At 72.2% G+C, this 18988-nt stretch carries 19 protein-coding genes, 1 tRNA gene and 1 other RNA gene; 15 read left to right on the top strand and 6 right to left on the bottom strand.

Features of this window, described 5'->3' with window-relative positions; genetic code table 11:
• Nucleotides 1–35: 35 nt before the first annotated feature.
• The 11 genes from ABCS02_RS21735 (at nucleotide 36) to ABCS02_RS21685 (ending at nucleotide 10839) form a co-directional block, all read left to right on the top strand.
• Nucleotides 36–734, top strand: coding sequence for a hypothetical protein (locus ABCS02_RS21735; protein ID WP_345837771.1), 699 nt, complete (start codon nucleotides 36–38; stop codon nucleotides 732–734).
• Nucleotides 735–821: 87 nt separating this feature from the next.
• The gene (locus ABCS02_RS21730; RefSeq protein WP_345837770.1) at nucleotides 822–1979 is read left to right on the top strand and encodes a glutamate--cysteine ligase; all 1158 of its coding nucleotides are present in this window, start codon (nucleotides 822–824) and stop codon (nucleotides 1977–1979) included.
• Between the two features lie 78 nt (nucleotides 1980–2057).
• Complete coding sequence (locus ABCS02_RS21725; RefSeq protein ID WP_345837769.1) at nucleotides 2058–2612, top strand: PadR family transcriptional regulator; 555 nt, start codon at nucleotides 2058–2060, stop codon at nucleotides 2610–2612.
• 36 nt (nucleotides 2613–2648) lie between these two features.
• The gene (locus ABCS02_RS21720; RefSeq protein ID WP_345837768.1) at nucleotides 2649–4343 is read left to right on the top strand and encodes an AarF/UbiB family protein; all 1695 of its coding nucleotides are present in this window, start codon (nucleotides 2649–2651) and stop codon (nucleotides 4341–4343) included.
• A 79-nt stretch (nucleotides 4344–4422) separates the two neighbouring features.
• Nucleotides 4423–5532 (top strand): acyl-CoA desaturase, encoded by a 1110-nt coding sequence (locus ABCS02_RS21715; RefSeq protein ID WP_345837767.1) that lies wholly within the window; start codon nucleotides 4423–4425, stop codon nucleotides 5530–5532.
• Nucleotides 5533–5605: 73 nt separating this feature from the next.
• Entirely contained in the window at nucleotides 5606–6229 is a 624-nt protein-coding gene (locus tag ABCS02_RS21710) for a VTT domain-containing protein (protein WP_345837766.1), read from the top strand.
• A gap of 66 nt (nucleotides 6230–6295) precedes the next feature.
• Complete coding sequence (locus ABCS02_RS21705; RefSeq protein ID WP_345837765.1) at nucleotides 6296–6526, top strand: cation transporter; 231 nt, start codon at nucleotides 6296–6298, stop codon at nucleotides 6524–6526.
• Nucleotides 6523–8742, top strand: a complete 2220-nt coding sequence (locus tag ABCS02_RS21700; RefSeq protein WP_345837764.1) for a heavy metal translocating P-type ATPase — start codon at nucleotides 6523–6525, stop codon at nucleotides 8740–8742. The genes ABCS02_RS21705 and ABCS02_RS21700 overlap by 4 nt, the downstream gene beginning before the upstream one ends.
• Nucleotides 8739–9164, top strand: a complete 426-nt coding sequence (locus tag ABCS02_RS21695) for a DUF6153 family protein (protein WP_345837763.1) — start codon at nucleotides 8739–8741, stop codon at nucleotides 9162–9164. Before ABCS02_RS21700 ends, ABCS02_RS21695 begins: the two co-directional genes overlap by 4 nt.
• A gap of 65 nt (nucleotides 9165–9229) precedes the next feature.
• The gene (locus tag ABCS02_RS21690) at nucleotides 9230–9850 is read left to right on the top strand and encodes a DUF305 domain-containing protein (protein ID WP_345837762.1); all 621 of its coding nucleotides are present in this window, start codon (nucleotides 9230–9232) and stop codon (nucleotides 9848–9850) included.
• Between the two features lie 236 nt (nucleotides 9851–10086).
• Nucleotides 10087–10839 carry a sugar phosphate isomerase/epimerase gene (locus ABCS02_RS21685; protein WP_345837761.1) on the top strand — a complete coding sequence of 251 codons (753 nt, stop codon included), beginning with the start codon at nucleotides 10087–10089 and terminating at the stop codon, nucleotides 10837–10839.
• 197 nt (nucleotides 10840–11036) lie between these two features.
• Here the strand turns inward: ABCS02_RS21685 and ABCS02_RS21680 are convergent, their stop codons facing one another.
• Nucleotides 11037–11261 (bottom strand): DUF433 domain-containing protein, encoded by a 225-nt coding sequence (locus ABCS02_RS21680; RefSeq protein ID WP_345837760.1) that lies wholly within the window; start codon nucleotides 11259–11261, stop codon nucleotides 11037–11039.
• 79 nt (nucleotides 11262–11340) lie between these two features.
• Here ABCS02_RS21680 and ABCS02_RS21675 point away from each other — a divergent pair, with 79 nt between their 5' ends.
• Nucleotides 11341–11910, top strand: a complete 570-nt coding sequence (locus ABCS02_RS21675) for a hypothetical protein (RefSeq protein WP_345837759.1) — start codon at nucleotides 11341–11343, stop codon at nucleotides 11908–11910.
• Between the two features lie 31 nt (nucleotides 11911–11941).
• Here ABCS02_RS21675 and ABCS02_RS21670 read toward each other — a convergent pair.
• The 4 genes from ABCS02_RS21670 to ABCS02_RS21655 all read right to left on the bottom strand — a co-directional run bounded on the left by ABCS02_RS21670 (nucleotide 11942) and on the right by ABCS02_RS21655 (nucleotide 16557).
• Nucleotides 11942–12029 (bottom strand) — tRNA-Ser (locus ABCS02_RS21670).
• 27 nt (nucleotides 12030–12056) lie between these two features.
• Nucleotides 12057–14330: a DUF3488 and transglutaminase-like domain-containing protein gene (locus ABCS02_RS21665; RefSeq protein ID WP_345837758.1), complete on the bottom strand. Its 2274-nt coding sequence runs from the start codon at nucleotides 14328–14330 to the stop codon at nucleotides 12057–12059.
• Entirely contained in the window at nucleotides 14317–15555 is a 1239-nt protein-coding gene (locus ABCS02_RS21660) for a DUF58 domain-containing protein (protein WP_345837757.1), read from the bottom strand. The genes ABCS02_RS21665 and ABCS02_RS21660 overlap by 14 nt, the downstream gene beginning before the upstream one ends.
• A 15-nt stretch (nucleotides 15556–15570) precedes the next feature.
• Nucleotides 15571–16557: a MoxR family ATPase gene (locus ABCS02_RS21655; protein WP_345837756.1), complete on the bottom strand. Its 987-nt coding sequence runs from the start codon at nucleotides 16555–16557 to the stop codon at nucleotides 15571–15573.
• A 118-nt stretch (nucleotides 16558–16675) separates the two neighbouring features.
• On the opposite strand from ABCS02_RS21655, the gene ffs reads away from it, so the two are divergent.
• Nucleotides 16676–16772: signal recognition particle sRNA small type (ffs, locus tag ABCS02_RS21650), an RNA gene on the top strand.
• Between the two features lie 23 nt (nucleotides 16773–16795).
• Here ffs and ABCS02_RS21645 read toward each other — a convergent pair.
• Nucleotides 16796–17443: a cation diffusion facilitator family transporter gene (locus tag ABCS02_RS21645; RefSeq protein ID WP_345837755.1), complete on the bottom strand. Its 648-nt coding sequence runs from the start codon at nucleotides 17441–17443 to the stop codon at nucleotides 16796–16798.
• A 34-nt stretch (nucleotides 17444–17477) separates the two neighbouring features.
• On the opposite strand from ABCS02_RS21645, the gene ABCS02_RS21640 reads away from it, so the two are divergent.
• Nucleotides 17478–17843, top strand: coding sequence for a metalloregulator ArsR/SmtB family transcription factor (locus ABCS02_RS21640; RefSeq protein ID WP_345837754.1), 366 nt, complete (start codon nucleotides 17478–17480; stop codon nucleotides 17841–17843).
• A complete protein-coding gene (locus ABCS02_RS21635) occupies nucleotides 17840–18922 on the top strand; it encodes a cation diffusion facilitator family transporter (protein WP_345837753.1) in 1083 nt (360 codons plus the stop codon). Before ABCS02_RS21640 ends, ABCS02_RS21635 begins: the two co-directional genes overlap by 4 nt.
• Nucleotides 18923–18988: the final 66 nt, after the last annotated feature.

Below are 18988 nucleotides of genomic sequence, written 5' to 3'. Positions count from 1 at the left end.
CGTACACTTCAGCGAGCGCGGAGAGGAGACGCCGCATGTGCACCGCGGTCATCGACGTCGGCGGCGACGGGGTCGTCCGGCTCCTCGCCATCCGCGACGAGGATCCCGCCCGCGCGTGGGATCCGCTCGGCGAATGGTGGCCGGACCAGCCCGGGGTGCGGGGGGTCCGCGACCGTCGCGCCGGTGGCGCCTGGCTCGCGGCCGATTCCGCGCGCCGCACCCTCGCGGTCGCGCTGAACCGCCACGACGAGCTGCCCGAGGACGGACCCGCGCCGCTGTCGCGCGGGCTGCTCGTCCTCGACGCCGTCGCCGGCCGGCTCTCCGACACGATGCGGCGGATGCGCGGCTTCAACCTGCTCGACATCGGGCCGACTGGGGCCCGGGTCCTGTCGTGGGACGGCCGGGAGCTGCGGGAGACCGTCCTCGGCCCGGGCGTCCACATGGTCGCGCATGACGACGTCGACGATCCGGACACCGTCCGCATCGCGCGGTGGCTGCCGGAGTTCGCGGCCCGGCGCGCCGCGGGCGAGGAGTGGGCGCAGGCCTGGCTCGCGATCGTGGACGAGAGCGCCGCGCTGCCCCCGACGGACGACCGTGCGCTCGTGCGCGACAACCGGCCGTGGGGCGTCCCGACCCTCTCGCTGCTGTATTGCCTCGCCGAGATCGGTCCCGACACCTTCGACCTCCGCTACGCCGAGCTCCCCGAGCCCGGTGCCTGGCCCGCCCCCGCGTAGCCCCGCGAAGCAGGCGGGATGCGTAACGCCTGGTGAACGTTTGGTCAACCCCTGCCATGGGAGGGCCCGACGCGCGACCCTGGGTCCATGACGGCTCTGCCGGAACGGATCTCCCGCCCGGTGCGCTCGCGTCGGATGCGCGGCCGCTCGCTGGGCGTGGAGGAGGAGCTCCTGCTCGTCGATGCGGACACCCTCGTGCCGACGCCCGCGTCCCCGAGGGCGCTCGCGGCGGCGGCCAAGCACCGGCGGCCCTCCGTCGGCCGCGGTCGCATCGAGATCGAGCATGAGCTGAAGCGCGAGCAGATCGAGGTCGTGGGGCCGCCGGTCCGCGATCGCGCCACGCTGGCCGCGGGCATCCTCGCCGGCCGCCGAGCGGCTGACCGCGCTGCGCGCGCGGCGGGGGCACGGGCCGTCCCTCTTGCCACCGCCCCGCAGAACTGCCGGACGCATCTCGTGGAGGATCCGCGCTACGACCGGATGCGCGAGCGGTTCCCCCGCACGATCGAGGAGCAGCTCACGTGCGGGTTCCACGTGCACGTCGGCATCGAGTCCGACCGAGAGGGCGTCGCGGTGCTCGACCGCATCCGCTCGTGGCTCCCGCTGCTGCTCGCGATGAGCGCGAACTCGCCGTTCTGGCAGGGCGACGACTCCTCCTTCGCGAGCTATCGCTACCAGATGTGGGGGCGCTGGCCGACGGCCGGCCCGTACGACGTCTTCGGCACGCCGGAGGAGTACCGCGCCGAGGTGCACGCGCTGCTCGACGCCGGGGTCTGCCTCGACATCGGCATGATCTACTTCGACGCGCGCCTGTCCGCGCACGCGCCGACCGTGGAGGTGCGCATCGCCGATGTGTGCCTGAGGCCGGAGGATGCCGCCACCGTCGCGATCCTCGTCCGCGCGCTCGTGGAGCGGTCGATCGCGGATGCCGACGCGGGGCTCCCCGCGCCGCGCGTGCAGACCGGGATGCTGCGCCTCGCGAGCTGGCGCGCGAGCCGCTTCGGGGTCGGGGAGCAGCTCCTCCACCCGTTGACGCTCGAGCTCCTGCCCGCCGCGGACGCCCTGGCGGCGCTCCTCGACCACGTGGATCCCGGCTTCGTCGACGAGGCCGAGCGCCGCGCGACGCGGGCCGGGGTCGCGGAGATCCTCCGTCGGGGGAGCGGCGCCGTCCAGCAGCGCCGCGCCGCAGCATCCGGGGGGCTCGCGAACGTCGTCGCCGACGCCCTCGCGACGGGCCTCGACGCCTGACCCGCGCGAAGAAGGGCTGGCGCCTTCACCGCTGAGCGATATATCGTCGAGATGTCGGTCGGCAGCGAGGGAGTCGTCATGAGCGGAACGTTCGGAACCAACGGCAAGGGTCTCCGGGGCCTGCCCGGCGGCGTCCGGGAGGCGGTGGAGCAGTTCTTCTCCGGCGTCGACAAGCGCGTGAGCATGCGGATGGGCCGCGGCGACGTGCGGACGGCGGTGCTCCTGCTGCTGGCCGAGGCGCCGATGCACGGCTACCAGATCATCCACGAGATCGAGGACCGCAGCGGTGGCGCGTGGAAGCCGAGCCCCGGCTCGGTGTACCCGACGCTGCAGCTGCTGACCGACGAGGGCTACCTGCAGTCCGAGGAGTCGAACGGCCGCAAGACGTACTCGCTGACCGCCGCCGGTCTCGCGGAGGTCGAGGTCGTCTCGGAGGAGGGTGCCGCTCCGTGGGATGCGCCGACCCTCCGCGACAGCGGCCGCGCGACCGCGCTGCCGAAGGCCGGGATGGAGCTCGCGCAGGTCGCGGCGCACGTCGGCCGCACCGGCACGCCGGAGCAGGTGCGCCAGGCGGTGGACACGCTGGACGAGGCGCGTCGTAAGCTCTACTCGATCCTCGCCGCCCAGGACTGACCCGAGTGCCCCGCGCACGTCGGGCCTAGGAGATCGATGCCCGACGTGCAGAACACCCGCGCCCGCTACCGCCGGATCCTGCGCTTCGCCGCGCGCCACCTCGTCCAGACGTGGTGGTTCGAGCTGTTCCTTCCCCGGATCGGGCTCGGGATCATCTCGGAGCGGACCCGCCCCGCGCGGATGACGCACGCGGCGCAGCGTTTCCGCACGCTCGCGCTCGAGCTCGGCGGCCTCATGATCAAGGTGGGCCAGTTCCTGTCGTCGCGGCTGGACGTGCTGCCGCCCGAGGTGACCAAGGAGCTGGAGGGCCTGCAGGACGAGGTGCCGGCCGTGCCCTACCCGGCGATCCGCGCGCTCGCGGAGGCCGAGCTCGGCATCCCGCTCGCGCGCGCGTTCGCCTGGTTCGACGAGACGCCGGTCGCCGCGGCATCCCTCGGTCAGGCGCATCGGGCGCGGCTTTCCGAGCTCGATGCGGCCGACGTCGGTTTCGACGACGTCGTGGTCAAAGTGCAGCGCCCCGGCATCGTCGCGATCGTCGAGGTCGACCTCGCGGCGCTCCGACGGGTGGGGGAGTGGCTCAGCCGGATCCGCGTGATCGCCAATCGCGTCGACATGCGCGCGCTCGTCGAGGAGTTCGCGGCGACGAGCCTGAAGGAGATCGACTACCTGCACGAGGCCGCGGACGCGGAGCGCTTCGGGGAGGACTTCGCCGGCGACCCGCGCGTCGGCGTGCCGGAGGTCGTGTGGGAGCGCACGACGCGGCGCATCCTCACGCTCTCCGACGTGACGGCGATCAAGATCACCGACGTCGACGCGCTCCGCGCCGCGGGCATCCGGCCGTCCGAGGTCGCCTCGGTCTTCGCCGCGGTCATGTTCGACCAGCTGTTCTCGCACGGCTTCTTCCACGCCGATCCGCACCCCGGCAACATCTTCGTCACGCCACTTCCGCGGAGGAAGGATGCCGCGGGCCCGTCCTGGCGGCTGACGTTCGTCGACTTCGGGATGATGGGCGAGATCTCGGATCAGATCCGCGACGGCCTGCGCCGGCTTCTGGTCGCCGTCGCCACGCGCGACAGCAAGGGTCTCGTCGCCGCCGTGCGCGAAGTGGGTGTGCTGCTGCCGTCGGCGGACACGGTCGAGCTCGAACGCGCGATGACGCACCTGTTCGCGCGCTTCGGGGGGATGGGGTTCGCGCAGCTGCGGAACGTGGATCCGCGCGATTTCCGCGACTTCGCGACCGAGTTCGGCGACGTCGTCCGGTCCCTGCCGTTCCAGCTGCCGGAGAACTTCCTCCTCGTCATCCGCGCGATGTCCCTCACTTCGGGTGTCTGCAGCGCCCTCGACCCGGATTTCAACATCTGGGACGCGGTGGAGCCCTACGCGACGAAGCTCGTCCGGGACGAGAGCGCTCACGCCGCCCGGGACGTCGCGCGGCAGGTGCTGGCCGTCGGGGGTGCCGTGTGGCGCCTCCCGCAACGGCTGGACACGGTGCTCGAGATGGTCGAGGACGGGAAGGTGACGGTGGACATGTCGTTCCTCGAGCGCCGGCTCGACCGTCTGCAGCAAGTGGGTCTGCGCATCCTCGCCGCACTCCTGTTCGCGGTGCTGCTGGTGAGCGGCATCCTTCTGCGGCGCGATGACATGGTGTTCGGCGTCGTGCTCATGATCGCGTCGGTGCCGCCGCTGATCTACGCCCTGTTCGGAGGTATGACGCGGCGGACGCGGCGCTGATGCGCAGGGGCTGGCAAGTGCCTGTGGATCACCCCCGGGGCTCGTTCCCGCTCGTCCGCGGCGCCTAGGGTCGCTGTCAATGAGCTCTTCTGCGCCTCCCGCCACCCTCGGACCCGTCCGACAGACCTACGCAGATCAGCGCTCGTTCCCGCCGGTTGCGCGTGCTTACACAGACGTCTCGAAGGTCGTGAAAGAGCTCGGTCTGCTCCGCCGTACGCCGTGGTTCTACGGTCTGACCGCCGCGGCGATCGCACTCGGGATCGGCGGATGCGTCGCCGGCTTCGTCCTGCTCGGCCAGAGCTGGCTCCAGCTCCTGATCGCGGGAGCCCTCGGCATCCTCTTCACTCAGGCGGCATTCCTCGCGCACGAGGCGGCCCACCGCCAGATCCTCTCGTCGGGTCCTGCGAATGACCGGCTCGCCCGGATCCTGGGCGCTGCGGTCGTCGGCATGAGCTATTCGTGGTGGGATGCCAAGCACAGCCGACACCACGCGAATCCGAATCGCGTGGGCAAGGATCCCGACATCGAGGTCGACACCGTCTCGTTCCTCGACGCGGACGCCGCCGAGGCTCGTGGGCTCCGCCGCCTGATCACGCGCTTTCAGGGCTGGCTGTTCTTCCCGCTGCTGACGCTGGAGGGGCTGAACCTGCACTACCTCAGCGTCCGTCATCTGGTCACGACGCGTGCCGAGATCCGTGACCGCTGGCTCGAGCTGTCCCTGTTGCTGGCGCGCCTCGCTGTCATCGCGGTGCCCGTCTTCTTCCTCCTGCCGACCGGGATGGCCTTCGCCTTCCTCGGCGTGCAGCTCGCGGTCTTCGGCGTCTACATGGGCGCCTCGTTCGCACCGAACCACAAGGGGATGCCGATCATCGCGCCCGACGCCCGGATCGACTTCTTCACGAAGCAGGTGCGGACCTCCCGCAACATCCGCGGGGGCTGGTGGGCGACGTGGCTGATGGGCGGACTCAACTATCAGGTCGAGCACCACCTCTTCCCGAGTATGGCCCGCCCGCATCTGTCCCGTGCCCGCGAGGTGGTGCGCGACATGTGCCGCACCCTCGACGTGCCATACACCGAGACCAGTCTCCGGAAGTCCTACGCGATCGTGATCGCCTACCTGAATCGGGTGGGGCTCGCCGCGCGGGATCCCTTCGACTGCCCGACCCGCTTCAGCCTCCGCGGGATCTGACCTTCGGGGGAGTTCATCGGATGGACACCTGGCGGGAGCGCGTCGGGTCGCTCGGCCCGCTATCTTCGGCAGGATGGGGCTGCTGAACGGCTGGCTGTTGCAGGCCGCAGGGCAAGCCTGGCTGTACCCGATCCTCCTGGTGTTCTTCATCGTCGACGGTTTCGCGACCATCCTGCCCAGCGAGACGGCCCTCGTCGCACTCGCGGCGTTGTCGGCCCACAGCGGTCAGCCGAACCTCGTCGTCCTGGGCGTGACCGCGCTCGTCGGCGCGATGGTGGGCGACAACCTCGCGTATCTGTTCGGCCGTGTCATCGGGATCGAGCGCTGGCGGTGGATGCGCCGGCCGCGGGTCCACCGCATGTTCACGTGGGCGCGAGGTGAGCTGGACAGGCGTGGCGCGACGCTGATCTTCACCGCCCGGTACATCCCCTGGGGTCGGGTCGCGGTGAACTACGTCGCCGGACAGACCCGGTTCCCGCACCGCCGCTTCTTTCTCTTCGACGCGTTCGCGTGCGCGACGTGGGTCGCGTACGCCATCGGGATCGGGCTGTTCGCCGGCCAGTGGGTGCACGACAACCCCCTGCTCGGTGTCGTCGTCGCTCTGGCCTTCGCGGTGGTCATCGGCGTCGGCGTGGATCACCTCATGCGCCGCTGGCACCGGCTCAAGGACAGAGGACGCGAGGAGGACGACCTCTGAGCACCGCCCCCCGGATACCCCCCTAGGGTATGCTGAGGTGGTCACCTCCTCGGAAGGACCTGAACCATGACTGCTTCGATCACGGCCGACTACCTCGTCGCGGGGATGACGTGCGCCCATTGCGTCCGCAGTGTCACGGAGGAGGTCTCGGCCCTTGCTGGGGTCGCCGCGGTGGATGTCGATCTGAACGCGGGCGGGGCATCCCGCGTCCGCGTCTCCAGCGCCGCGCCGATCGCCCTGGACGAGATCCGCGCCGCCATCGAGGAGGCCGGATACACGCTCGCACCGGCATCATGAGCGGGATCGACGTCGAGCTCGACATCGCGGGGATGACCTGCGCCTCGTGCGCGACGCGCATCGAACGGAAGCTCAACAAGCTGCCGGGCGTCGAGGCGACGGTCAACTTCGCGACGGAGAAGGCGCGGGTCCTCGCCGACGACGTACCGGTCGACGACCTGCTCGCCGCCGTGGAGGCCGCGGGCTACCGTGCCGCCGTCGTGCGGCCGCCGGATCCCGCCGTCGACGAAGCTCCGCCGCGCGACGAGGAGCTCGCGTCGCTGCGCCGACGGCTGCTCGTGACCGCCGCGCTGGCCGTTCCCGTGGGGGTGCTCTCGATGATCCCGGCGCTCCAGTTCCCCAACTGGCAGTGGCTCGCGCTGACGCTCACCGCCCCGATCGTCGTGTGGGGGGCGTGGCCGTTCCACCGCGCCGCCGCGATCAACGCCCGACACGGTGCGGCGACGATGGACACGCTCATCAGCGTCGGTGTGCTCGCGGCGTTCGGCTGGTCGCTCTACGCGCTCTTCTTCGGCACGGCGGGCATGCCCGGCATGCGGATGACCGTCCAGTTCCTCGGCACGCCCGCGGCCGGCGGGAGCGAGCTCTACCTCGAGGTCGCTGCCCTGGTCACGGTCCTGATCCTGCTGGGCCGCTACCTGGAGACGCGGGCCAAGCGCCGGGCGGGCGACGCCCTGCGCGCCCTGCTGGAGCTCGGGGCGAAGGATGCCGTGCTCCTGCGCGACGGCGTGGAGTCGTCCGTCCGCGCCGACCGGCTCGTCCCCGGGGACCTGGTGGTGGTGCGGCCGGGCGAGAAGATCCCGTCCGACGGGATCGTCGCGGAGGGGGCATCCGCCGTCGACGAGAGCATGCTGACGGGCGAGTCGATTCCGGTCGAGGTCGGCGAGGGCGCGCGGGTGACCGGCGCGACCGTCAACGTCGGCGGGCGCCTCGTGGTGCGGATCACGCGCGTCGGCGCCGACACGGAGCTGGCGCGGATGGCGCGGCTCGTGGCGGAGGCGCAGACCGGCAAGGCCCGGGTGCAGCGCCTGGCCGACCGGGTGTCGGCCGTGTTCGTGCCCGTCGTCATCGGGCTGGCGGTCGTCGCGTTCGCGGGCTGGATGATCGCCGGCGCGGGTCCCGAGGTGGCCTTCACCGCGGCGGTCACGACCCTGATCATCGCGTGCCCGTGCGCCCTGGGGCTCGCGACCCCGACGGCGCTGCTGGTCGGGACCGGCCGTGGGGCTCAGCTGGGCATCCTCATCCGTGGGCCGCAGGTCCTCGAGCAGACCCGCCGCATCGACACGGTCGTGCTCGACAAGACCGGCACGATCACGACGGGCGCCATGGCCGTGGGCGGGGTCAGCCCGGCGCCCGGGGAGGACGCGGACGAGCTGCTGCGGATGGCCGCGGCCGCCGAGGACGGATCGGAGCATCCGATCGGCCGCGCGATCGTGGCCGCTGCACCCGACCGACCCGCCGCGGAGGCGTTCGCCGCCCACGCGGGCGCCGGGGTGCAGGCGATCGTCGCGGGGCGGCTCGTGGTCGCCGGCCGCGCCGAGTGGCTGCGCGAGCAGTGGGCGCTCGCGGTGCCCGCCGAGCTCGCCGAGACGATCGAGCGCGATGAAGCCGGCGGCGCGACCGTGATCGTCGTCGCGTGGGACGGGCTCGTGCGCGGCGCGATCCGCGTCGCCGACACCGTGAAGCCCACGAGCGCGGAGGCGATCGCCCGGCTCACGCGCCTCGGGCTCACCCCCGTCCTGCTCACGGGCGACAACCCCGGCGCCGCGCATGCGGTGGGCGCGTCCGTCGGCATCCACGACGTCCGCGCGCGGGTCACGCCGGCCGGCAAGCTCGCCGCCATCCGTCAGCTGCAGGCCGAGGGGCGGGTCGTGGCGATGGTCGGGGACGGCGTCAACGACGCCGCCGCGCTCGCCGCGGCGGACCTCGGCATCGCGATGGGGACGGGGACGGATGCCGCCATGACGGCCAGCGACCTCACGATCGTCAGCGGCGACCTGCGGCTCGTGGCGGACGCGATCCGGCTCGCCCGTCGCACGCTCGGCACGATCAAGGGGAACCTGTTCTGGGCGTTCGCGTACAACGTCGCGGCGATCCCGGTGGCGATGCTCGCCCTGCTGAACCCGATCCTCGCGGCGGCCGCGATGGCGTTCTCGTCGGTGTTCGTCGTGGGCAACAGCCTCCGGCTCCGCCGGTTCCGGGGCGAGGTCTCGTGAGGCGGATCCGCGCGCTCACGGGCACCCGGTCGCGGGCGCACGGGCTCCTCCTGACGTTCGCGATGGCGGTCGCCGTCATCGCCGGACTGCTCGCGATGCATACGATGACGGCCGCCTCCGCGCCGTCGGCGCACGCGGCCGCGGCGGTCCACGCGGCGATGGGTGAGGCTCCGGCGCCCGATCCGGCGCCGGCCTCGGACGACTGTGGCGGTGACTGCAGCCATGGGGGAGCATCCGATCACTCGATGCTGCTCACGATGTGCGTGCTCGCGTTGGTCGCCGCGGTCGTCGTCCTGATCGCGCCCGGCCTGATGCGTCGCGCCGCCGCCCCGCCCGCCACGCTGGCGAGGCGGATGCCGGCGCACGCGCTCCCGTGGCCGAGGCCGCCGTCTCTGCTCGTCCTGTCGATCAGCCGGACCTGATCCGTCCCGCGCCGCGACCCGCGGCACCGGATCCGATCGTTTTCGACTGATGAAAGGACGCAGTGATGCGTATTCGACCGTTCGCGCCGGCAGCCGGCGCGATTGCCCTCGTTCTCCTGCTCGCCGGCTGTGCTCAGGCCACCGGCGGCACCATGCCCGACGGCATGCCCGGCATGAACTACGGGTCGAGCCCGTCCACCTCCGCGGCGATGCCCGCGGACGTCGACGCGGCCGACGAGATGTTCGTGGTCATGATGATCCCGCACCACCAGCAGGCTGTCGAGATGTCCGACGCCGTCCTTGCGAAGAGCGGCGTCGACGACCGCGTGCGTGCGCTCGCGCAGCAGATCAAGGCTGCGCAGGGGCCCGAGATCGAGAAGATGAAGGGATGGCTCCAGGACTGGGGCGTCTCCGACAGCCCCTCGATGATGTCCGGCGGGATGGGCGGCATGGGCGACGGCATGATGTCGGACGACGACATGACCGCACTGGAGTCCGCGACCGGTGCGGATGCCTCGACCCTGTTCCTGCGGCAGATGATCGTGCACCACCAGGGCGCGATCGCGATGGCGACATCCGTCCTCGACGCCGGCCGGAACAGCGAGGTCGCGGCGCTCGCGAACGCGATCATCGCCGGCCAGACCGCCGAGATCGCCACGATGCAGGGCCTCCTCGGCACCTCGTAGCCGCAAGCCGCGGGCGCCGACGCAGTCCGGTCGCGCCCGCGGCTTCGTGCGTGCGCGGCCTCCCGTCGGCCGCGCTACAGATTCCCGCACGCGCGGCAGATATCGCAGTAGCGCTCGCGAGGAAGTGGCGCGCGGGTAGGGGGCACGCCCGGATCGGCGAGTAGGGTGCACTCGTGCCCGACTCCAGAGTCGTCTCGCTGTCGCCGACGACCGTGCTCCCGTGCTCCCCGCTCGACTTGATCGACGCCGCCGCGGCATCCGGATTCCGCCACGCGGGCCTCCGCATCACCGCATTGACGGAAGGCGATGCGGACGTGCTCTCGGATGCTGCGTTGATGACCGCCATCGCGGACCGCTTGAGCGATACGGGTGTTCAACCCCTCGATCTGGAGCTGTTGCGGATCGGCCCGGCGACCGTTCCTTCCGAGGCGATTCCGATGCTCGAGTTCGCCCAGCGGATCGGCGCACCGCACGTCACCCTCGCGTCAGCCGAAACCCGTTGGTCGGACGAGGACGAGGCGCTCGTGTGCGGTCACCTCGAGCGGCTGGGCATGCTCGCGTCGAGCTTCGGCGTGCGGCTCAGCCTCGAGTTCATGCCCTACCGGGCCATCTCCAGCCTCGCTCATGCCATTCGGCTCGTGAAGGCCGTCGATGCCGAGGGCGTCGGGCTGTGCGTGGATGCTCTTCACCTGGCGCGCTCCGGCGGGACCCCGGCTGACGTGGCCGCCGTCGATCCCGGCCTTCTCGCGGTGGTCCAGGTGTGCGATGCTCCGGCCGTCTCACCGGCATTCGACGCGCTTCCGGAGGAGGCCCGCTATGGTCGTCTCCTGCCCGGAGACGGTGAACTGCCTCTTGCCGAACTCGTCGCGGCCGTCCCCGCCGAGGTGCCGCTGAGCATCGAGGTTCCGCTTCGGGAGCGCGCGGGCGCGTCACCCACCGAGCTCGCCCGCGCCGCCTTCGCGTCGATGCAGACGTTGCTCGGCACCTGAGCGACGCCGCGCCCGCCCACGCGCCCCTCCGCATCGAGAACGAGGTCGGCTTCCCCGGCCCTCTGCGACCGCCACAGCACTGACTTCCGTGTCGGGCGCGCCTCCGAGATCGCGATCGAGGATGTGCACTGCATCGACGCCGCCCTCGCGGAGGAGAGCGCCGATCCGCGGCGAGAGGTTCTCGTCAACGAGAAACTTCATGCGGCCGCGAACGGGCGTTCCTGCGGCATCGAATCCGCCGCGAAAGCCAGTGCTGCGTAGACATCCTCGCGCGTCAACGAGGGGTAGTCGACAAGGAACTCGTCGACTGTCGAACCGGCCGCGAGCTGGCCGAGAACCGCTGAGACCGTCACGCGGGTCCCGCGGATGGTCGGCGCCCCCGCCATCACGGCAGGGTCTGCAGTGATCCGGTCGGTGTCCACGGGCGCGAGTTTACTCGCGAGCGGCAGATCCGCGGGGTCTCGCGTGCGAGTCGGGGGGAGAGCGCGTACCGTCGGGAGCATGGTGTCGAGGCGTCTGAAGATCACGATCGTGGTCACTTCAGCCGCTGCGGCCGTCGCTCTCGCAGCGCTTGCCGTGCCTGCCGTCATGGCGGTGACGGGCTCGGTCTCGGCGGCGGCAGCGACCGTGACACCTCAGCCGACCGCGTCCGTCGGACTGGGGATTCCTGCTGCCGCCGCCGGAGCACCGACCCAGACGATCGATGGCTACACGTTCTCCGCCGTGGGCCCCGGCGAATGCAAGACGAACGCCTCCCTCTCCACGCCGTGGCACGAGAACGGAGACGCACCCGTCGAGCTGTTGGGGGAGCTGACCGACATGGGCGCGACGCGGTACGCGTCCGGGCCGGTCGGCCATGACGCCGCCGGCCGGATCCAGACCTACACGGTCCAGGCCGGCGATACGCCGAAAGGCATCGGTGAGCGGTTCTGCATCGACGAGGTCACCGTCGAGGTCTACAACCACCGGTGGCCGCCGGGAAAGACGATCCAGCCGGGGGACATCCTTGTCCTGCGCCCCGACCCGACCGTACCGTGGTCTAAAGACGGTGGGCAGCCGACGCCCCAGTAGCCGGCCGGGCGGCCTGCTTCTCAACACATGTTGGCGGAGGATGGGGGATTCGAACCCCCGAGGGCTTTCACCCAACACGCTTTCCAAGCGTGCGCCATAGGCCACTAGGCGAATCCTCCGTGGCCCTCGCGGGCCGAGGAACCACTCTACCCTGTGCGGGAGCGGCCTCCGGATGCCGTCGCGAACGCGCTGCCGGGACGGATCGCAAGCGAACGTGGGAAGGCCACGGCCAGGAGGCGTCGGGCGGGCGTCGCGGCGGCCAGGAGCGCGGCGCGGACGGACAGGGCGGCGTCCAGCGACCCCGTCGGGGTATCGCCGGGCGGGGCGTCGTGGGCGGCGGCGTAGGCGTCGCGCTCGATCGCGGCGACGAGCGCGCCGACGGCGAGGGGATCCACCCCGGGCACGGCGGCGAGCCGGCCGCCGAACGCGCGCGGCGACTCGCTCGGAGGCACGGGGATGCCGAGGTCGATCGCGGTGTCCTGCACGAGGGTCCACGCCGCGCCGGCCCGCCCGGCGCGCGCCTCCGCCGCCAGGGTGCGGCGTCGGACCGCGCCCGCGATTGACGGGATGCCGAGGGCCGCGAGCACGAGAATGCCCGCTCCGCCCAGCGGCAGCACGAGTCCGAGGGGCCCGCCTCCCGACGCACGCGGGCCGGCGGCGTCGGACTGCCCGGGCGTCGCGCTGGGGCTCGCGGCGGGGGTTGCGGTGTCTTCGGGTGCGGCCGACTCCTGCCCGCTTGCCGCGCCGCCGAGGGAACCCGACGTCGTCGCCGAGGCCGAGGTGAAGCTCGTCGGCTGGCCGAGGCCCTTGGTGGGGTCGAACCCGACCCAGCCGATCCCCTGGAAGTACACCTCGGGCCACGCGTGCAGCTGCGAGCTCGCGACCGTGTATATGCGCTGCCCGTCCTCCATCTGCCCCGTGCTCGTGCCCGGCAGGTAGCCGATGACGATCCGCGTCGGCATCCCGAGCGACCGCGCCATGAGGGCGAACGCCGACGCGAAGTGCACGCAGTAGCCCTTGCGCACCTCGAGGAAGCGCGCGACCGCGTCGACCCCGGATCCGTCGAAGCCCTGCGCCACCGGGGCCTCGAGCGAGTAGGTGAAGTCTGCGCCGCGGAACCAGCGCTGCAGCGCGAGCAGCGCGTCGTAGTCGTTCGTCGTGCCGGCCGTCCGCGCGCGGGCGAGGGCGGCGATCTCCGACGGCATCCCGGCGGGAAGGGCCGTGTAGCGCGCGTCGTCGCCGGATCCGGCCGCGGGACGCGCGCGGATCTGCTCGAGCGTCGGCTTCGCCCGCTCGGACTCGACCGTGTACGTCTGGTCCGCCGCCGTCGTGCCGTCCCCGATCAGGGTCCGGTTGTCGGACGCCGTCGTCCACGGCCCGCTCAGGCCGCTCACGTTCACGGCGGCGTACGGCACGGGCAGCCAGGCCGACGCGAGGCCCGAGACCGAGATGATCGCCGTCGAGTCGACGACCGGGACCTGCGGATCGACCGCGATCGGGGTGAACGCGCGGTCGCTCGTGAGCGGCGACGTGGCCCCGGCATCCGGCCGCCACACGTTGCCGTCGAGCGTCGAGAGCGTGGTGACGCGGAGATAGGGCGGCTGCGGGGCATCCGTCGTGCGGAGCGTCAGGACCTGCGTCGTCGCGGGCTGCCGGAGGTCGCGCCCGAGGTCGAGGTCGGCGTTGATCCCGAGCGCCATGCCGGACCCCGCGAGGTCGGTCCGCGGGGGAGGCGTGGGCAGGAGCGGCGTCACCACGAGCGCGACGATCGTGGCGACCGCGCCGATCGTGAGCGCCATGAGTCCCGCGGGTCCCGTCCGTTGCATCCGGTCGCGGCTGCGCGTCTCGGTCCGCAGCAGCAGGAGGATGCCGATCGCGAGCGCGACGAACGTCACGATGTCGAAGCCCGCCGGCACGACGAGCGACGGGATGAGCCAGACCGCGACGAGCGCCACCGAGGCGAGGAGCGGCATGCGGGTCGTGATGACGACGTGGTCCAGCACGACCGTCAGCGCGCCGAACGCCGTCACGATGCAGAACGACAGCGCCGTGGATGCCGGCAGCGGAGCGGCCCCGAGCGCGACCTCCTGCACCGCGGTCTGCACGAAGCCGACGACCGCGTCGATCGTCGCCGCGGTGGGGATCACCCCCGCGATCGCGGTCCCGGCGAGGAACGCGAGCATCGTGAAGAGGTACCAGACGGCCACCTCGATCGCGGTCGCGATGCCGGCGGGCAGGCCGAGTCGTCGCACGATGTCCCCGGCGGCGAGCACGAGCACGGCGATCGCGAGCGCACCGACGACCCACACGTCGACCGCGATCACGCGCAGGAGCGGCAGCATCGCCGCGACGAGCGCCACGAGGAGCGCGAGCGCCGTCGCCAGCGAGGGGCGGCGGGCGTGCCGCTCAGCGGCGGGCATGATGCGGGATCCGGTCGAGCGCCTCACCCCAGGCCTCGGCGAGGTCGCGGCCGTGGCCGATCGCGGCGGCGTGCCACCCGCTCGCGATCGCCGTGCTGACGGCATCCGCATCGGGGTCGGTCGTCAGCAGCACGGGCGACGCGCTGCGGGAGGCGAGCGTGGCGAGGGCGGATGCGTCGCCGGTGGACAGCCGGCCGGTGACGAGCACGAGCGGCCCGGTCCGGTCGCCGGCGAGCCGGAGCGCGAGCTGCGGCAGCGCGTCGCCCGCCTGCGTCGTCAGGGTCGCGAGCTCGGCCGCGAGGCGGTCGCTGTCGGCGACCGAGACGAGCGGCGGGCACAGCTCCTGACCGTCCGCGTCCGTCACGACGACGGTGCAGCCGTCGCGGACGAGGCGCGCGGCGACCGAGAGGCACGCGCCGACCGCGTCCTCGAACGCGGGATCGCCGCCGGGGGCGAGGTGCGCGCGGTCACTGAACCGCTCCGCCGAGCGGTCGAGCACGATCGTGGCGTCGGGCGTCGCCTCCTGCTCCTCCTCGCGGACCATGAGCGCGCCGTGCCGCGCGGTCGCTCGCCAGTGGATGCGCCGCATCGAGTCGCCGGGCAGATAGGGTCGCGCGGTCAGGTTCTCGGCCCCCTGCCCGAACTGCGTCGTCGTGGCATGCGGCAGGTCGCCCGGCCCGCCGGTCACGCGGGGGCTCCCGGTGAGCTCGGTCGCCGCGGGCGCGACGACGACATGCGTGGTCGCGCCGATGCGGAGCGTCCGCCGCGCGAGGCCGAACGGGTCGAGGAGCGTCACCCCGAAGGGCCCGATCTGATGGATGCCGCGGTGCGCGAACCGCACCCTGTAGTTGACGGTGACCGTGCGCTCGGGGTCGCGCAGGCCCGAGGTCACCGCGGCGAAGCCGCCCTCGGCGTTGGCCGCGGCATCCCTCGGCATCCCGTCCGTCCAGCTGCCCGAGGCGGTGGGGAGCGTCGTGCGCACCGCCACGCCCACCGAGACGTGCGCGGTCTCGCCCGCGCGCGGTACGACGGGGCGCACGGCCCGGGACGCGCGCGCCGGGCGGCGAAGGACGTACAGCGACGCGACGCTGACCGCCACGAGGGCGATGAGGAGCACCGCGACGGCGAGGAGCTCGACGGAGCCCCACGCCTGCGCCATCACGATGCACAGGACCGCGAGGGCGAGCGCGCTGAACCCGCGGAGCGTGAGAGGCCACCAGCGCATCGTCGGATCCGTTCCTCAGCGGCGCGCGACGAGCGGCACGCGCACCGTGTTCGCGATGCGCTCGAGCACGTCGGTGACGGTGTCGATGACCGCGCGCGTGCCCGACCCCGTCACGCGGGCCGGGATGAGGCGGTGCGCGAGCACCGGCACGAGCAGGGCTGCGATGTCGTCCGGGATCACGTACGCGCGCCCCTCCAGCGCCGCGGCCACCTTCGCGGCACGCACGAGCTGCAGGGTGGCGCGCGGGCTCGCCCCGAGCCGCAGGTCGGGGTGGGTCCGGGTCGCGCCGACGAGCGCGACCGCGTACTCCTCGACCGCAGGGGAGACGTGCACCGCACGGGCCCAGGTGATGAGGTCGCGCACGCGGGCCGCACTCGCCACCGGGCGGACGCTCGTCAGCGGATCCGTCCGGTCGCGCTCGCGGAGCATGAGCGACTCATCCCGCGGGTCGGGGTATCCGATCGAGATCCGCATCATGAAGCGGTCGCGCTGCGCCTCGGGGAGCGCGTACGTGCCTTCCATCTCGATGGGGTTCTGCGTCGCCACCACGAGGAACGGGTCCGGGAGGTCGCGCGAGATCCCGTCGACCGTGACCTGGCGCTCGGCCATCGCCTCGAGCAGGGCCGACTGCGTCTTGGGGGAGGAGCGGTTGATCTCGTCCGCGATGACGATCTGCGCGAAGATCGCGCCCGGCTTGAACTCGAACTCCCGCTCGACGGGGTTGAAGACCGAGACGCCCGTGATGTCGCCGGGCAGCAGGTCGGGCGTGAACTGCACGCGACGCACGCTCGCGTCGATCGTCGCGGCCAGCGCCCGCGCGAGCATGGTCTTCCCGACGCCCGGGACGTCCTCGATGAGCAGGTGCCCCTCCGCGAGGAGGGTTACGACCGCGGCCCGCACGGCGTCCGGCTTGCCGTCGATGACGGAGGAGATCGATTCGAGGATGGCGGCGGTGGTGTCCGCGAAAGCTTGCGCGGTCAGAGGTGCGTCCGGTTCGTGCATGCTGGTCCCATGCTCGTCGTGGGCCGGACCAGGGGCCTCGTGTCCGGTTCTCCCGATGCTAACCCCGTCCGCCTGGGCGCGGTCCGGGAGCGGTGGGACGGGGTTGCGATAGACTCTCAGAAGCTCTCCGCGCGGCGGCATCCAGGCCAACTCCCCCAGGACGGAAACGTAGCAAGGGTAACCAGGCTCTGCCGGGTGCGCGGAGAGTCTTTTCATGCCCGTGCCGGGCGCGCCCGGGTCAGTCGCCGGTGAAGTCGACGGTCTTCCCGCGCAGCGCCGCAACGGCCTTCACGATGAGCTGCCCCGCGGCGATCGCCACGAGCGCGGACACCGCGAGGGCCAGCACCGGGTCGAGCCAGTACAAGCCGCCCGTGGCGAGCATCACGACGCCGGCCGCGGCGATCGCCGCGGCGGAGGCGGCATCCGCGAGCGCGTCCAGCAGGACGGAGCGCATGTGCAGGTCCTCGTCCGCCGCCGAGCGCCCGAGCACGGCCGCACCCGCGAGCATGACGACGACCGTGACGAGGCTCGCGATCACGACCGGGAGCCCCTCCACCGGAGGCGATCCCTCGCGCAAGCGGGCGACCGCCTCGACCACCACGGTGACGGTGACGATCAGCAGCAGCGAGGCGTTCACGAGCGCGGCGATCGCGATCGGCCGCTGCGCGTGCGGATGGTCCGGGTCGCGGTCTCGGAGCGCGATCGCGATCAGTCCGAGGATGAGCGCGAGGCAGTCCGCGACCGTGTCGCCGGCCGCGGCGAGCACGCTGAGGGATCCGGAGAGGATGCCGGCGACCACGAGCCCGGCGATGAGGGCGGCGTTGAGGCCGAGCACGATGAGGATGCGGCGACGCTGGCTCCACCGTGGCGGCATCTGTCGGCTCATACCCTCCCCTTCTGTTTTGTCATAGTATCTGCGTATGACTGCAGATAAGCAGGGGTGCGGCTACACGCCGTCGAGCCCGTTCGTCGAGTTGGCCGTCGAGGTCTTCTCCATGCTGGCCGACGCCACGCGCGTGCGCATCGTCATGGCACTGCAGGATGCGGGGGAGCTGTCGGTGAACCATCTCGCGGACATCGTCGACAAGTCGCCCGCCGCGGTCTCGCAGCACCTCGCCAAGCTCCGCCTGGCACGTATCGTCTCGACGCGCCAGGACGGCCAGCGCGTCTTCTATCGCCTCGAGAACGAGCACGCCTCGCGCCTCGTGGCCGACGCGATCTTCCAGGCCGAACACTCGCTCGGCGGGACGCCGCGGCACCACCACGCCGACCAGGACGCGCGATGACCAGCTTCCACGCGCACGATCACGATCACGACCACGGGCACTCGCACGGCCACTCGCACGATCACGGGCACGCGCACGATCACGGGCACTCGCACGATCACGGGCACTCGCACGATCACGGGCACTCGCACGATCACGGGCACTCGCACCCGGCCGGACTGCGGGGTGTGCTCGTCGGCCTCTTCGTGCCGCATACGCACGACCCGGCCGACGCCATAGACGACGCGATGGAGGCCAGCCGGGAGGGGGTCCGGGCACTGATCATCAGCATCGTCCTGCTCCTGATCACGACGATCCTGCAGGCGGTGGTCGTCGTCTTCAGCGGCTCGGTCGCGCTCCTCGCCGACACGATCCACAACTTCTCCGACGCGCTGACGGGCGTGCCCCTGTGGATCGCCTTCGTCCTCGGCCGGCGCGCCGCGACCCGCCGCTACACGTACGGGTTCGGCCGCGCGGAGGATCTCGCCGGGTTGTTCATCGTGGTGGTCGTAGCCCTGTCCGCGGTCGTCGCGGCGTGGCAGTCGATCGCGCGCCTGCTCGATCCGCGTCCGTTGGAGAACGCGGGCTGGGTGATCGTCGCCGGCCTCATCGGCTTCGCCGGCAACGAGCTCGTCGCGATCTACCGCATCCGCGTCGGCCGCCGGATCGGCTCCGCCGCCCTCGTCGCCGATGGCGTCCACGCCCGCACCGACGGCCTCACCTCGCTGGCCGTCGTGGTCGGCGGCGTCGGCGCACTCCTCGGCTTCCCCCTCGCCGACCCGATCGTCGGCCTCGTCATCTCGGCGGCGATCTTCGTCCTCCTGATCGGCACCGTCCGCTCGATCGGCCGGCGCCTCATGGACGGCGTCGAGCCCGGACTGGTCGAGCGCGCCGAACACGCCCTGAGCCACGTCGACGGCATCCATCGCGTCGACCGGATCCGGCTGCGCTGGGTGGGGCACCGCATCGAGGGCGACGCGATCGTCACGGTTCCGGGTCACACGGTCGATGCGGCCGCGGTCGGCGCCCGCGCCGAGGAGAGCGTACGCGCGCACCTCCGCAACCTCGACGGCTTCGTGGTCGGCGTCCGCCGCGACTGACCGCCCCGCACAACTCCTGCAATCCGACCCTCCCTCCGCGGATAGCGGGGTATTCGACCCGAACCC

The sequence above is a fragment of the Microbacterium sp. X-17 genome, assembly GCF_039615055.1.
Note: the sequence above shows the minus strand (reverse complement) of the source record. Positions and strands in the feature narration are given on the sequence as shown.